This is a genomic window from Comamonas piscis, assembly GCF_014109725.1.
GTDB classification, from domain to species: Bacteria; Pseudomonadota; Gammaproteobacteria; order Burkholderiales; family Burkholderiaceae_C; genus Comamonas; species Comamonas piscis.
The window spans coordinates 2,124,059-2,138,288 of sequence record NZ_CP058554.1 but is presented as its reverse complement, the minus strand read 5'-3'; the positions used below and the strand labels follow the sequence as shown (position 1 = coordinate 2,138,288).

The following is a 14,230-nucleotide window of genomic DNA, read 5'->3' as shown; positions in this document are numbered from 1 at the left end:
ACCTTTACAGGCACAAAAAAGGGACCGCCTCGGCGGTCCCTTCGTCATCGTGCACGCGCTGGTCAGACGGTGCCAGCGGCCTTGTCGTTCTTGCCGGCACGCCAGGCGCCAAAGATAGCGAGCAAGCCCGGCACCAGGATCAGGCCCCAAATGATCTTTTCCAGGTTGGCCTTGACCCAAGGCAGGTTGCCAAAGAAGTAGCCCGCCGCGCAGATGCCAAACACCCAGATGGCCGCGCCAATCAGGTTGTAGGCAATGAACTTGGCACGGTTCATATTGGCGACGCCCGCCACAAAGGGCGCAAAGGTGCGCACAAACGGCATAAAGCGCGCCAGGATGATGGTGATGCCGCCATAGCGCTCGTAGAAGGCATGGGCCTTGTCAAAAGCCTTGCGGTTGAACCAGCGCGAGTTCTCCCACTTGAACACCTTGGGCCCCAAATGGTGGCCGATCTGGTAATTGCACTGGTCGCCGAGGAATGCAGCGACAAACAGCAAGCCGGTAGCCAGCGGAAAACTCATCAGCCCCGCGCCGCACATGGCACCGACGATAAACAGCAGCGAATCGCCGGGCAAGAAGGGCATCACTACCACGCCCGTCTCGACAAACACGATCAGAAACAGCAATGCGTAAACCCACATGCCATAGGTCGTTACAAAAGCTTCCAGGTACTTGTCGACATGCAAGATGAAGTCGATCAAATGCATGCCTGCATCGACGAACCAGCTGAAGAATTCCAAAACACAACCTCTCTATACAAAAACCGCAGCGATCCAGAGACCCTGCGGCAAACCATCTTGGCGCCACCCTCACAGCCTTCAGAGTTACAGCCCCGAGGCCCAAAGTGGCGATTGCACACTTTACCGCGAATGCCAGGCGGCTATGCCTAAAATCCCTGCATGACCGCAGATACCGCACCCGCCACCCTTGACCCGGCAGACACCCCCCACGACGCTGTGATGCCTGCAGCCAACACAGAAAGCAGCGCCACGCCTGCGCGCCGCCCCATCCAGGATCTGCCCGATGAGCTGGTCAGCCAGATAGCAGCCGGCGAGGTGGTGGAGCGCCCGGCCTCGGTCGTGCGCGAGCTGGTCGACAATGCGCTGGATGCAGGCGCGACCAGCATCACCGTGCGCCTGCTCGCCGGCGGTGTGCGGCTGATCACCGTCGAAGACGATGGCTGCGGCATTCCGCGCGAAGAGCTGGCGATTGCGCTGCGCCGCCATGCCACCAGCAAGATCCGCAACCTGCATGACCTGGAATCGGTGGCGACCATGGGTTTTCGGGGCGAGGCGCTGGCTGCTATTGCGTCGGTGTCGGAGATGAGCGTGCTCTCGCGCCCCGCCCAGCAAGAAGGCGCCTACCTGCTCGATGCCCGCAGTGGCGAGCTGCGCCCGGCCGCCCGCAACCCCGGCACCACCATGGAGGTCAAGGAGCTGTTCTTCAGCACCCCCGCGCGGCGCAAGTTCCTGAAGACCGACGCCACCGAGCTGGCCCATTGCGTCGAAGCGGTACGCCGCCATGCCCTCACCCGACCCGGCGTGGGCTTTGCGATCTGGCATGAAGGCAAACTGGTGGAGCAATGGCGTGCCACCTTGCCGCCGCGCAGCGACGAGGCACAGCCAGATAATGCCGCCTTGCAGCAGCTGGAGCAGCGCGCGATGGACAAGCGTCTGGCCGATGTGCTCGGCCCTGATTTTCTGGAGCAATCGATTGTCGTGAACTACCAGGCCGGCCATGTGCAGGTGCGCGGCCGCGCTGGTTTGCCCGATGCCGCACGCTCGCGTGCCGACCAGCAGTTTTGCTATGTCAATGGCCGTTTTGTGCGCGACAAGGTGCTCACCCACGCCGCGCGTGCCGCCTATGAAGATGTGCTGCACGGCCACCGCCAGCCCGTCTATGCGCTCTACATCAGCATCGACCCAATGCGGGTCGATGTGAACGTACACCCCACCAAGATCGAGGTGCGCTTTCGCGATAGCCGCGAGGTACACCAAGCGGTGCTGCATGGCGTGGAGAATGCGCTGGCCGCCCCGCGCGCGCAGCAGTTGCTGGATGCAGCGGCAGCGGCACAAACGCCAACGCCAACGGCAGACGGCCAGCCCACCGCGCTGCCAGGCCAGGCCTATGCCCCCACACCCCAGGCCCAAAGCGCCATGCGCTTTGATGTCCCGCCCCGCGTCAATGGCCTGCAAGCGCTGCAGCAAACAGCGGCGCTCTGGGGCCAGGGTGCTGGCACTGCAACACCCGGTACCGTGCAGCCAGGCCAGGCAGCTGGCACGCCCGCGCCCTGGCAAGTGCAGGAGGCCAGCCCACGCTGGAACCCGCAGCCCAGCGCCAGCGCGGTAACCGGCGGTGCCGCTGCCCCGCTGGTACCCACGCTGCCGCCCGAATCCGCCGAGAACCCCTGGCCACTGGGCCGCGCCGTGGCGCAAATCCATGGCGTCTATATCCTGGCGGAAAACGCCCAGGGCCTTGTCATTGTCGATATGCATGCGGCCCATGAGCGCATCGTCTACGAACGCCTCAAAAGCCAGCTCGATGATGGCGATGCCAGCAGCGCCATTGCCAGCCAGCCGCTGCTGATTCCCGCCACCTTCTCGGCCACACCCGAAGAAGTGGCGACCGCCGAGGACCACAGCGAAACCCTGGCCCAGCTCGGGCTGGAGGTCGTGCCCTTCTCGCCCAAAACCCTGGCCGTGCGTGCCACGCCCACCACCTTGGCCCACGGCAACCCGGTAGAGCTGGCGCGCAGCGTGCTGGCTGAACTGGCCCAGCACGACGCCAGCACGGTGGTGCAGCGCGCCCGCAACGAGATCCTGGGCACTATGGCCTGCCATGGCGCCGTGCGCGCCAACCGCCAGCTCACCATCGACGAGATGAATGCGCTGCTGCGGGATATGGAACACACCGAACGCTCAGACCAGTGCAACCATGGCCGCCCCACCTGGCGCCAACTGAGCATGAAGGAGCTGGACGCGTTGTTTTTGCGCGGCCGCTAAGCGCGCTCACCCGGGCTGCGATCCAGACCGCAGCGCTGCAGACGAAAAAAGGAAGCCGAGGCTTCCTTTTTTAAGTTCATGCGGCGATGTGCCGCGAGGATCAATGCGCAGCCGATGCCGCCTCCGCCCCCCCACCGCCCTGGCCTTGTTTGGGGCCCTTGGCCAGCCAGACCAGCGGAATCAGCAGCAGGAACAGCATGGACGAGGCCCAGAAAATATCGTTGGCTGCCAACATAAAGGCCTGCTGGTTGACCAACTGATCAACCCGGGCCAAGGCCTGTTGCAAGGTCAGGCCGCTGGCCTGCAAACCTTGCACCGCCTGCGCGGTGGGGCCATCGCCCAGGCTGATGTGCTCCACCAGTTGCGCATGGTGCAAGACCGCGCGGCGCTCCCACAAAGTGGTGGCGACCGAGGTGCCCACGGCACCGGCAGTGATCCGCACAAAGTTTGACAGGCCTGAGGCGCTGGGCATTTTCTCCGGCGGAATATCGCTCAAGGTGATGGTCATCAGCGGGATGAAAAAGCCCGCCATGGCCACGCCTTGCACGATGGTCGGGACCATGATCGTCACCAGGTCCACCTGGGTGTTGAAGCGCGAACGCATCCACATCACCAGGCCAAACACGATGAACGATGCGGTTGCATAGCGCCGGGGATCGACCTTGTGGATGGTTTTACCCACCACCGGCGAGAGCACCAGCGCCAGCAAGCCCACCGGCGCCAACACCAGGCCGGCATCGGTGGCGGTATAGCCCATGAACTGCTGCAGCCACAAGGGCAGCAGCACCACATTGCCAAAGAACAGCCCGTAGCCCACCGAGATGGCCAAGGTGCCGGCCCAGAAATTGCGGTTCTTGAACAGGCGCAGATCCACCACCGGGTGCTTGTCGCCCAACTCCCAGATCAGGAAATACAAGAGGCCGACGACCGCAATCACCGCACAGGCGACCACCATCGGAGACTGGAACCAGTCATGCTCCTTGCCGATGTCCAGCATGATCTGCATCGCCGACACCCAGACCACCAGCAACCCCAAGCCAATCGCATCGATCGGCAAGGCCTTGCGGGCCGAATCCCGGTTGCGGAAGATCGCCCAGGTGGCGCCCACGGCCAGCATACCGACAGGCACATTGATGTAGAAGATCCAGGGCCAGGACATGTTGTCGGTGATCCAGCCGCCCAGCAGCGGGCCCATCACCGGCGCGATCAAGGTCGTCATCGACCAGAAGGCCATCGCCGTACCTGCCATCGCGCGCGGGTAACTGGCCAGCAGCAGCGACTGCGACAGCGGAATCATCGGGCCGGCGACAAAGCCTTGCAAGATGCGGAACGCGATCAAGGTCGTCATGTTCGGTGCCAGGCCGCAGAGCCAGGACGAAATCACGAACAAGGTCACGCTGAGCATGAACAGGCGCACCTGGCCAAAGCGCATCGACAGCCAGCCGGTCAGCGGCACCGAGATGGCATTGGCCACCGCAAAGCTGGTGATCACCCAGGTGCCCTGGTTGGCGCTGACGCCCAGATCACCGGCAATGGCCGGCAGCGACACGTTCGCGATCGACGTGTCCAGCACATTCATGAACACCGCAGCCGAGAGTGCCAGGGTGCCGATGAGGCGCGCTGTGCCTTCGAGCGGCGGATGGGGTTGTGAGGGATTGGAAGTTGCCATAACGCATCCTTGGGCCGCCCGCTGGGGGCAGCCCCTGGTCAAAAATTACAGCTTCTTGCCGGCATTGCTGGCGATCACTTGCGCAATCACCGCATCAGCGCCCTCGTCCTGCACGTCATAGACATTGGTCTGCACCAGTGGCTCCTTGCGCGGCACATCGGCCAGCAGCTTGCCATCCTGATTCTGGATATCGACATCCACCAGCATCGACAGGCCCACGCGCAGCGGGTGTGCCTGCACTTGCTGGGCATCGAGCGCAATGCGCACGGGCACGCGCTGCACCACCTTGATCCAGTTGCCAGTGGCGTTTTGCGCCGGCAGCAACGAGAAGGCCGAGCCGGTGCCCACCCCCAGGCCTTCGACCGTGCCGTTGTATTCCACCTTCTTGCCGTAGAGGTCAGCGGTCATCTTGACGGGCTGGCCCAGGCGCAGGTTGCGCAGCTGGTTTTCCTTGAAGTTGGCCTCGACCCAGAGCTGGTTCATCGGCACGACGGTCATCAGCGGCGTGCCTGGCGCCACGCGCTGGCCCACCTGCACAGAGCGCTTGCCGACGACGCCCGACACGGGCGAGACCAGCTCATTGCGCTGCATCGCCAAATAAGCCTCGCGCACCTTGGCGGCAGCGGCCAGCACATTGGGGTGGTCGCCCACGCTAATGCCTTCGGTCAGCGACTGGTTGCTGGCCAGTTGCTCGCGCGCGGTGTTCACCGCTGCCTGCGATGCGGTGACCGCAGCCTGGGCGGCATCCACCTGGCTTTGTGCATGGCTCAGCTCCTCCTTCGATACGGCGCCATTGCCGGTCAGTGCCTGGCGGCGCTTGAGGTCGCTTTGCGCGCGGACCAGGTCGTTCTTGGCCTTGCTCACTTCAGCCTGGCGCTGTGCGATCTGCGCGGTGTAAGAGCCGTTGTTCACATACAAGGTGCGCACCTGGCGCACGGCCTGGGCCAGGTTGGCCTTGGCCTGCTCAAACGCCACCTTGGCATCGGCCGGGTCCAGGCGCACCAGCGCCTGGCCTTCCTTCACATAGTCGGTGTCATCGGCCAGGATGGACTGCACGGTGCCGGCCGTTTGCGGCGCGATCTGCACCAGGTTGCCTTGCACATAGGCGTTGTCGGTTTCTTCAAAATGGCTGTTGACCATCCAGTCATAGATGCCGTAGGCGGCACCCAGAACGATGACAATGCCGGTCAGGCGCAGCAGCCATTTTTTACGGGGTTGGGCGGCAGGTGCCTCAGGGGCAGCAGGCGCAGCGGAGGGAGAAACGGGCGTGTTGTTGTTCGACATGGTGTTGCGTAGCGAGTTATGTGACGAGAGGCTGGGCCTTCAAGGTCTTGCTTATGTGTGTTGCACGCGAGGTGGGCAGGTCAGCTCTTGGCGCTGTCCATCGGGGCGTTGTTGGGGGTTGGAGAGTTGCTGTCGGTGTTGGCGTTGCTGCCGCTGCTGTCACTGCTGTGGTTCTGCTCTTGGTAGCCACCGCCCAAAGCCTGGGCCAGCGCGGCATTGCTCGACAGAATGCGGGCCTCGATATCCACCATCTGCTGGCGCTGGGCCAGCACATTGGTCTCGGCCGACAGCACATTCAGGTAGGTGCCCAGACCGGCGGCATACCGCTGGTTGGCAATATCCAGCGCGCTCTGCGCGGCATCGGCGGCCTGCCGCTGCTCGGGCAGCTGGGCATGGGCAGCACGCACGCTGGCTACCTGGTCGGCGACATCGCGTACCGCCGTGATCACCGCCTGGTTGTAGCCCTGCACGGCCAGTTCATAGTCGGCCGATACGCCGCTCAGGTTGGCACGCAGCCGGCCCGAGTCAAAGATCGGCAAGCTGAGCGCCGGGCCCACACCCCATTCGCGTGCACTGCCCTTGGCAAAGTTGTTGAAGCCAATGCTCGACAGGCCCAGGAATGCGGTCAAGTCAATATCCGGATAGAACTCGGCCTTGGCCTGGCGAATGCCTTGCTCGGCAGCCTCTACGCGCCAGCGGGCGGCCACAATATCGGCGCGCCGCCCCAACAGGTTGGACGAGAGCTGAGAAGGAAAGCGTGGCAGGCTCAGCTGGTTGATGGGCGATGCCACCAACTCCTGCGCCCGCGCGGGCTGGCCCATCAGCGCGGCCAGCGCGTTTTGCGCCTGCTGTTTTTGCTCACGCACTTGCAGCAGTTGCACCTTGGCCTGGGGCACGCCACTTTCGCTTTGGCGCACCTCCAAGGTGGTGTCAAGGCCGGCGTCATAGCGGTCGCGCACCAGTTGCAGGGTGTGGGCGCGCTGGTCAATGGCGCGCTGGGCCACCACCTCTTGCGCCTGCAGCCGAGAGAGCTGCACATAGGCCTGCACCATGGAGCTGGTCAGCAGCACGCGGGCAGCATCCATATCGGCCTGCGCGGCGCGGGCGGAGCCGACGGCAGCATCAAGCGCGGCACGGTGCTTGCCAAACAAGTCCAGCGACCAGCTGCCGTTGATACGGGCTTCTGCGCTGCTGTAGTTGTTGCCCGCCAGCGGTGGCGGCACCATGCCATTGGCCGGCGCATGGTTGCGGCTGGCGCTGGCCTGGCCGTTGACCTGCGGGCCCAATGCGGACTCGCTGACCTGCGCCTGTGCCCAGGCCTTGCGAATGCGCGCCTGCGCTGATTGCAGGTTGGGGCTGTCGGCCAGAGCCGTGTCGATCAGCCCATTGAGCTGCGCATCGCCCAGGGCCTTCCACCACTGAGCATCGACCGGTGCGACGGTCGCCGCCTGGTCGGCCTCGGAAGGCGCGGCCAGCAAACCCAGCGACTGCGGCGAGCGCAGCTGGGCATGGGTATCGATGCCGCGCATATCGGCGCAGCCGGCGATGAACGTGCTGGCCGCCAGCGCAATGGCTGACAGGGCCAGCCGACGGTCGGCGCCCACAAATGAAAAACTGCTGGTCATAGTGCCCTCTCCTTGCCGGGCGGTTGTGCTGTGTTGTCGGAGTTGTCTGTAGCGTCACCGGCGCAGCCATCCTGGGGCAGGCACATGTCCACCGACAAGGTGTTGGGCATGGCCTCATAGATGCGGCGCAGATAACCGTGGAACTGGGTCAATTCATCGGGCGACAAGGGGCTGAGCGCGGCGCTGTTGACGCCTTTGACGATGTCGGGCACCTGCCTTGCAGCGGCCAGGCCCTCTTCGGTCAAACACAGGCTGACCACGCGGCGGTCGTCGGTGGAGCGCTCGCGCTCAATGATCCCTTTGTCGACCAGGCGGTCGACCAGGCGTGTCATCGCGCCCGGGGTCTGCAAGGTGCGGCGCGCCAAATCGGCCGCTGTATGCGCCTTGCCGCTGGCCAGGTGCAATACCGGAATCCACTGCGCCTGCGTCAGGCCCAGCGGCTCCATGCGGCGGTCTACCTCGGCACGTACCACCGTGGAGATGATGCGCATCAACCAGCAGGGGAAATCCACCGGTCGGATGGCTTCAATCTCGGGAAAGCCGCCTGCCAGCGCTTCTTGGTCCTCGCCAGCAGACGCGGGGTTTTCCTGGTGCGAATCGGTCATGCCGCTAGCCCTTTGCTGAAATGGTTTACAAGGCAATAATTATCCAATCATTCATTGCCTAGGCAATTGTTAAACAGGCAAAGACCACAATGCGCTCTCAGATTTGAGCGGCTGAGTGCCTTGCGTGACACCGGTCACAGAACCAAACTCCCTCCCTGTTTCGGGGCGGAAACGGGATTTTTCATTCGAGCCAAGCCGATCAGAAGCACCAAAGCAGTGCGATATCGGCAGATAAAGGGGTCGCGCCATGCGGTCTTTATGCATTACCACATGCAGTTTCGGCATAATGTCAGTTTTCGGCGCGATGTCGCACCATCGCTGTGCATACCTCGGCCCGCGCACAACTTCAGTGCAAGCCGGCTCTAGACCTTGAAAGTTTGTCCATGCAACACCAATCCCTGGCCCAGTTTCTCGCCTACGTTGAACAGCGCAACCCCGGCCAGCCCGAGTTTCTGCAAGCCGTGACCGAAGTCATGGAGAGCCTGTGGCCCTTCATCGAGAAGAACCCCCGCTACGCCCAACTCAGCTTGCTCGAACGCCTGGTGGAGCCCGAGCGCGTGGTGAGCTTCCGCGTTAGTTGGGTGGACGACAAGGGCGTGGTGCAGGTCAACCGTGGCTACCGCATTCAGCACAGCATGGCCATTGGCCCCTACAAGGGCGGTCTGCGCTTCCACCCCTCGGTGAACCTGTCAGTGCTCAAGTTCCTGGCGTTTGAGCAGACCTTCAAGAACGCGCTGACCACCCTGCCCATGGGCGGCGGCAAGGGCGGTTCAGACTTCGACCCCAAGGGCAAGAGCGACGGCGAAGTGATGCGCTTCTGCCAGTCCTTCATCAGCGAGCTGTTCCGCCATGTGGGCTCGGACACCGACGTGCCCGCCGGCGATATCGGCGTGGGCGGCCGTGAAGTGGCCTTTATGGCCGGCATGTACAAGAAGCTGGCCAACCGCGCCGACTGCGTGTTCACCGGCAAGGGTCTGGCCTTTGGCGGCTCGCTGATCCGCCCTGAAGCCACCGGTTTTGGCACCGTCTACTTTGCGCAGGAAATGCTCAAGACCCGTGGCAAGAGCTTTGACGGCCTCACCGTCTCGGTGTCGGGTTCGGGCAATGTGGCGCAGTACGCCATCGACAAGGCCATGGCGCTGGGCGCCAAGGTGGTATCGGCTTCTGACTCCTCCGGCACCATCTACGACGCCGCCGGTTTTGACGGCGACAAGCTGCTCAAGCTGATGAACATCAAGAACCAGCAGTACGGCCGCATGAGCGACTACGCCCAGCAAGTGCCAGGCGTGGAGTACTACGAAGGCAAGACCCCTTGGTTCATCCAGGCCGATGTGGCCCTGCCTTGCGCCACCCAGAACGAGTTGGAACTGGCCGACGCCGAGACCCTGATCAAGAACGGCGTGCTCTGCGTGGCTGAAGGCGCGAACATGCCTTGCACCATCGAAGCGGCCAAGGCCTTTGAAAAAGCCGGCGTGCTCTACGCGCCCGGCAAGGCATCGAACGCCGGCGGCGTCGCCACCTCGGGCCTGGAGATGAGCCAGAACGCGCTGCGCCTGAGCTGGCCTGCGGCCGAAGTGGACCAGCGCCTGTTCGAGATCATGGAAGGCATCCACTCCGCTTGCGTCAAGTACGGCCAACGCGACGACGGCAGCATGAGCTACATCGACGGCGCCAACATCGCCGGCTTTGTGAAGGTGGCCGACGCCATGCTCGCCCAAGGTGTGCTGTAATCGGCCTGCGCCGGATCGCCCCCAAACCAGGAGCCGCAAGGCTCCTTTTTTTATGGGCCGAGAGGCGCGCGCCTTCCCCCCGTTTTGCCGCAGCCGCCGCCGCTTTGTGCCGGCCGCTGCAGCCCTGACAAGCTTCCCAACGTGTACGCTGTTGATACCCCCCTCTGCCTGGGCCTGGCAGGCCCCACCGCCTCCGGCAAGACCGGCGCTGCCATTGCGCTGGCGCAGCAACTCGGCGCCGCGCGGCCGGTCGAGATCATCAGCGTGGATTCGGCCCTGATCTACCGGGGCATGGACATTGGCTCGGCCAAGCCCAGCCTGCAAGAGCAGGCCGGCATCCCGCATCACCTGCTCGATATCCGCGACCCCTTGGATGCCTACAGCGCGGCAGAGTTTGTGCGCGATGCGCTGGTGCTGGTGGCGCAAATCCATGCGCGGGGCGGCATCAGCTTGCTGGTGGGCGGCACCATGCTGTATTTCAAGGCGCTGATGGATGGCATCGATGACATGCCCGCCGCCGACCCCGCGGTGCGCGCCCAGCTCGATGCCGAGGCGGCCATCCATGGTTGGCCCCATATGCATGGGCTGCTGGCGCAGGTCGATCCCGTCACCGCGCAGCGCCTGGCGCCGGGCGATAGCCAGCGGGTACAGCGTGCGCTGGAAGTCTGGCGGGTCAGCGGTCAGCCCTTGTCATATTTCCATGCGCAGCAAAAGCGGCCATCGCCACTGCTGCAGCTGGCGCCCGGTTTTCAGCTCTTGAGCCTAGAGCCCAGCGACCGCGCCTGGCTGCATGCGCGCATTGCGCTACGCTACGACCAGATGCTCGCCCAGGGATTTTTGGCCGAGGTGCTGCAGCTGCGCGCGCGCGGCGATCTGGATTTGAACCTGCCATCGATGCGTTGCGTAGGCTACCGCCAAATGTGGGAGATGCTCGACAGCTGCACCCAGCAGGGCATCGCCGTGCAGACCGAAAGCGATGTGCCGCCTGCCTTGTGGGCAGAGATGCGCGACAAGGGCATTGCTGCCAGCCGGCAACTGGCCAAGCGCCAGATCACCTGGCTGCGCAGCATGCCCGCCCGCCAGGCCATTGCCTGCGATGCGCCCGATGCGCTGGAGCAATGGCTGCAGGCGGCCAGCGCTCGACTGGCCGCCGTCAACGAATAAGCGCAGATCCAAGCCATGCCAACCCAACCGCAAGAGACCCGGCCGCCTGCGGGCAGCCGCATCGCCCAACGCCTGGCTGGCGCGCATTTTAAAGATGCCTGGTGCATTTACACCGCGCAGACCGGCGAGCCCGCGCTGGCCTATTTTCTGGCCGCCGTCGCGCGCACGCCGCGCTGGATTGAATGGTGCATGCAGGCCCGCAACCGGGTCGGCCAACTAGTGGGGCTCAAGGACCTGGGGACGCTCTCCCAGATCGACCGGCAGCGCCCCGCCAGCGCCTACCAGCCGGGCGACCGCGTAGGCGTATTTACGGTGTTGGAGAACAGCGACGATGAAGCGCTGATCGGCGACAGCGACAAGCATTTGAACGTGGTGCTCAGCGTGCACCGGGCGCCTGTGGCCGGCCGCCAGGACCAGGTCGCCATCACCATCACAACGGTGGTGCATGTCCGCAACCTGCTGGGCCATCTGTACATGCTGCCGGTGGCGCCCATGCACCGGCGCATTGCGCCAGCGGTGTTGGCCGCCCTGGGACGCGCGCAGCCGGCAGCGGCCTAAGCGCTCGCCGCAGCACCCGCGCGCATCCAGTCGCGAGTGGCCCACCAAAACAACAGCGCGGCACCACTGACCACCGCACCCAGCGCGCAAACGCCCAGCCAACCTGCATAGGCATACACGCTGGTGGCGCTGATGGCGCCCAGCCCGCTGCCCAGTGCATAGAACAGCATATAGACGGCCACCACCCGGCTATGCGCATCGCTGCTGCGCGCAAAGATCAGGCCCTGGTTGCTGACATGCAAGGCCTGGCCGCCCAGATCGAGCAGCACAATGCCCAGTACCAGGGCCGCTATAGCCCAGTGCGGATCAGGAAGCCCGCCCAAACCGGCCAACGGCAGCCAGGCCAGCAGCAGCGCCAGCAAGGCCCACAGCGATGCGCGCTGCGCCTGGCCCCCGTCTACCCAGCGACCCACCACGGTGGCTGCCAAGGCCCCGGCAGCACCCACCAGGCCAAACAGGCCAATGGCGGTGTGCGAAAACCCAAAGGGCGCCGCGCGCAACGGCAGCACCAGGCTGCTTCAGAAAATGCTGAATGCAGCAAACATCAATAGCGCCAGCACGCCACGCACCTGCAAGACCCGGTCCCGCCGCAGCAGGCGGCCCATCGATGCCACAAGCTGGCCATAGCCCAGATTGGATGGCCGATGCGCCAACACCGGCAGCCACCACCACAGCGGCAAGGCCATCGCCAGCATCAGCGCCGCCGAGGCCATATAAACGCTACGCCAACCCCAGGCATCGCCCACAGCACCCGCCAGCACCCGCGCCAATAGCAGGCCCATAAACACCCCGCTTTGGGCGCCGCCCACCACCCACCACCCGGCCCCGGGCATGGGGCGGTGCGGCGCTGGCCGCATAGGCGATCAGGCCCTGGGTCATCGCCGTGCCGAGCAGACCCACGGCCAGCATCGCCGCCATCAACCATGGCGCAGACGGCGCCCAAGCCACCGCCAGCAGCGCCAGCACCAGGGCCAGCAGCTGCCAGGCCATCAAGGGGCGCCGGTTGATCCGATCACCCAGCGGCACCAGCAGCAGCAAGGCGAGGGCTGAGCCGAGCTGCGTGGCCGTGATGACGCCACCTACCGCTGCCAGCGGTATGCCCAGGTCCTGCGCCACGGCATCGAGCAAGGGCTGGGCGTAGTAGACATTAGCCACGCTGGCACCGGCTGCCACGGCAAACAGCGCTACCAGGCCGGTTGGTACGGCAGGCCGCTGGGCCGGCTGTGCAGGGGTATCAACACAGGAAGAAGACGACATGGCAATCTAGTTTTAATTTAAAACCAGATGGATTCTAGGCATTCCAGTTTTAAAATGCAACTTGATTGATCGGATCTTGGAGAACAGCACATGACCTCGCCTGAGCCCTGCCCCGTTGCGCGCGCCTTGGATGCCATTGGCGACCGCTGGTCGCTGCTGATCGTGCGGGACGCTTTTGATGGGGTGCAGCGCTTTGGGGATTTGCAGCGCAACCTGGGCATGGCGCGCAATATCCTGAGCGACCGCTTGCGCAAGCTGCTGGATGCGGGTGTGCTGCAGACGCAGCCCGCATCCGACGGCAGTGCCTACCAGGAATATGCGCTAACGGCCAAGGGGCTGAGCCTGTTCCCAGTGGTGGTAGCGCTGCGCCAATGGGGCGAGGACCAGCTGTTTGCGCCGGACGAGGCACATTCAAGCTTGGTGGAAAAGGCCAGCGGCCGTCCCGTGGCGCGCATGCAGCCGCAGACGGCCGATGGCCATGTGCTGACGCCCGATGCCGCCGTGGTGCGCAAGATGGCTTAACCGCCCACGACCGAGGCCGCCTTACTTGCCGACCAGGTCGCTCAGCTTCTGCGCCTCAAATTCCGTCTCGCGCTGCGCATCGCAGGGCACGCAATCGCCCAGCTTGCTTTGCAGCGACAGCTTCTCGATGGCGGCCCAGAGCATGGTGATCTGCTGCTCATGGCCGGCAGCGCTGTCGATGATGCCGCGCATGGCTTTGGACAGAGGATCGTCCTCTTGGGTCACGCCGTAGGCGGCAAACTTCTGATCGGTCTGGGCTGCGGTGACATCGGCACTGGCGCCTTGGCGCGAGGCAATGATGCGGGCCGGAATGCCCACCGCCGTGGCACCGGCAGGCACCGGCTTGATGACCACGGCATTGCTGCCGATCTTGGCACCATCACCCACTTCAAAGCCGCCCAGCACCTTGGCGCCAGCAGCGACCACGACATTCTTGCCCAAGGTGGGATGGCGCTTGGCGCCCTTGTAGAGCGTGGTGCCGCCCAGGGTCACACCGTGGTAGATAGTGCAGCCATCGCCGACGATGGCGGTCTCACCAATCACGACACCCATGCCGTGGTCGATAAAGACATTGCGGCCGATCTGCGCGCCGGGGTGGATCTCGATGCCGGTCAGCCAGCGGGCCATGTGCGAGATGAAACGGCCCGTCCATTTGAAGCCATGGTTCCAGCACCAGTGCGCGGGCCGCTGCAGCCAGATCGCATGCAGGCCCGGGTAACAGGTGACCACCTCCCAGCGGCTGCGGGCGGCGGGGTCGCGGTCCAGGATGCACTGAATATCGGAGCGCAGGCGGTCAAGCATGGAAACAATGGTT

General features: G+C 64.3%; 11 protein-coding genes and 1 pseudogene. 5 read left to right on the top strand and 7 right to left on the bottom strand.

Annotated features, from left to right (window positions below; all coding sequences use genetic code 11):
* Positions 1–62: 62 nt before the first annotated feature.
* Entirely contained in the window at positions 63–707 is a 645-nt protein-coding gene (locus tag HS961_RS09535) for a VTT domain-containing protein (RefSeq protein WP_182328197.1), read from the bottom strand.
* Between the two features lie 252 nt (positions 708–959).
* Between HS961_RS09535 and mutL the strand changes: the two genes are divergently transcribed.
* Positions 960–3,002 carry a DNA mismatch repair endonuclease MutL gene (gene mutL, locus HS961_RS09530; protein WP_182328196.1) on the top strand — a complete coding sequence of 681 codons (2,043 nt, stop codon included), beginning with the start codon at positions 960–962 and terminating at the stop codon, positions 3,000–3,002.
* A 100-nt stretch (positions 3,003–3,102) separates the two neighbouring features.
* Here the strand turns inward: mutL and HS961_RS09525 are convergent, their stop codons facing one another.
* The 4 genes from HS961_RS09525 to HS961_RS09510 all read right to left on the bottom strand — a co-directional run bounded on the left by HS961_RS09525 (position 3,103) and on the right by HS961_RS09510 (position 8,185).
* Positions 3,103–4,671: a DHA2 family efflux MFS transporter permease subunit gene (locus tag HS961_RS09525; protein WP_182327466.1), complete on the bottom strand. Its 1,569-nt coding sequence runs from the start codon at positions 4,669–4,671 to the stop codon at positions 3,103–3,105.
* A gap of 45 nt (positions 4,672–4,716) precedes the next feature.
* The gene (locus HS961_RS09520; protein WP_182327465.1) at positions 4,717–5,955 is read right to left on the bottom strand and encodes an HlyD family efflux transporter periplasmic adaptor subunit; all 1,239 of its coding nucleotides are present in this window, start codon (positions 5,953–5,955) and stop codon (positions 4,717–4,719) included.
* Positions 5,956–6,035: 80 nt separating this feature from the next.
* Entirely contained in the window at positions 6,036–7,580 is a 1,545-nt protein-coding gene (locus HS961_RS09515) for an efflux transporter outer membrane subunit (RefSeq protein ID WP_182327464.1), read from the bottom strand.
* The gene (locus HS961_RS09510) at positions 7,577–8,185 is read right to left on the bottom strand and encodes a MarR family winged helix-turn-helix transcriptional regulator (RefSeq protein WP_182327463.1); all 609 of its coding nucleotides are present in this window, start codon (positions 8,183–8,185) and stop codon (positions 7,577–7,579) included. The genes HS961_RS09515 and HS961_RS09510 overlap by 4 nt, the downstream gene beginning before the upstream one ends.
* A gap of 383 nt (positions 8,186–8,568) precedes the next feature.
* On the opposite strand from HS961_RS09510, the gene gdhA reads away from it, so the two are divergent.
* From gdhA to HS961_RS09495, 3 genes are all read left to right on the top strand, one after another.
* Entirely contained in the window at positions 8,569–9,915 is a 1,347-nt protein-coding gene (gene gdhA, locus HS961_RS09505) for an NADP-specific glutamate dehydrogenase (protein ID WP_182327462.1), read from the top strand.
* 141 nt (positions 9,916–10,056) lie between these two features.
* Entirely contained in the window at positions 10,057–11,079 is a 1,023-nt protein-coding gene (miaA, locus tag HS961_RS09500) for a tRNA (adenosine(37)-N6)-dimethylallyltransferase MiaA (protein ID WP_182327461.1), read from the top strand.
* A 15-nt stretch (positions 11,080–11,094) separates the two neighbouring features.
* Positions 11,095–11,637: a DUF2867 domain-containing protein gene (locus HS961_RS09495; RefSeq protein ID WP_182327460.1), complete on the top strand. Its 543-nt coding sequence runs from the start codon at positions 11,095–11,097 to the stop codon at positions 11,635–11,637.
* Here HS961_RS09495 and HS961_RS09490 read toward each other — a convergent pair.
* Positions 11,634–12,894: pseudogene (locus tag HS961_RS09490) on the bottom strand (MFS transporter). The gene HS961_RS09495 and the pseudogene HS961_RS09490 sit on opposite strands and share 4 nt — an antisense overlap.
* Before the next feature lie 90 nt (positions 12,895–12,984).
* Between HS961_RS09490 and HS961_RS09485 the strand changes: the two are divergent.
* On the top strand, positions 12,985–13,416 hold the full coding sequence (locus HS961_RS09485) for a winged helix-turn-helix transcriptional regulator (protein WP_182327459.1): 432 nt from the start codon (positions 12,985–12,987) through the stop codon (positions 13,414–13,416).
* Between the two features lie 21 nt (positions 13,417–13,437).
* Here the strand turns inward: HS961_RS09485 and cysE are convergent, their stop codons facing one another.
* Positions 13,438–14,217 carry a serine O-acetyltransferase gene (gene cysE / locus HS961_RS09480; RefSeq protein ID WP_182327458.1) on the bottom strand — a complete coding sequence of 260 codons (780 nt, stop codon included), beginning with the start codon at positions 14,215–14,217 and terminating at the stop codon, positions 13,438–13,440.
* Positions 14,218–14,230: the final 13 nt, after the last annotated feature.

Coding starts and splice junctions, on each gene's coding strand:
- HS961_RS09535 (WP_182328197.1), bottom strand. CDS start 707: ATGCATTTGATCGACTTCATCTTGCATGTCGACAAGTACCTGGAAGCT.
- mutL (WP_182328196.1), top strand. CDS start 960: ATGCCTGCAGCCAACACAGAAAGCAGCGCCACGCCTGCGCGCCGCCCC.
- HS961_RS09525 (WP_182327466.1), bottom strand. CDS start 4,671: ATGGCAACTTCCAATCCCTCACAACCCCATCCGCCGCTCGAAGGCACA.
- HS961_RS09520 (WP_182327465.1), bottom strand. CDS start 5,955: ATGTCGAACAACAACACGCCCGTTTCTCCCTCCGCTGCGCCTGCTGCC.
- HS961_RS09515 (WP_182327464.1), bottom strand. CDS start 7,580: ATGACCAGCAGTTTTTCATTTGTGGGCGCCGACCGTCGGCTGGCCCTG.
- HS961_RS09510 (WP_182327463.1), bottom strand. CDS start 8,185: ATGACCGATTCGCACCAGGAAAACCCCGCGTCTGCTGGCGAGGACCAA.
- gdhA (WP_182327462.1), top strand. CDS start 8,569: ATGCAACACCAATCCCTGGCCCAGTTTCTCGCCTACGTTGAACAGCGC.
- HS961_RS09495 (WP_182327460.1), top strand. CDS start 11,095: ATGCCAACCCAACCGCAAGAGACCCGGCCGCCTGCGGGCAGCCGCATC.
- HS961_RS09485 (WP_182327459.1), top strand. CDS start 12,985: ATGACCTCGCCTGAGCCCTGCCCCGTTGCGCGCGCCTTGGATGCCATT.
- cysE (WP_182327458.1), bottom strand. CDS start 14,217: ATGCTTGACCGCCTGCGCTCCGATATTCAGTGCATCCTGGACCGCGAC.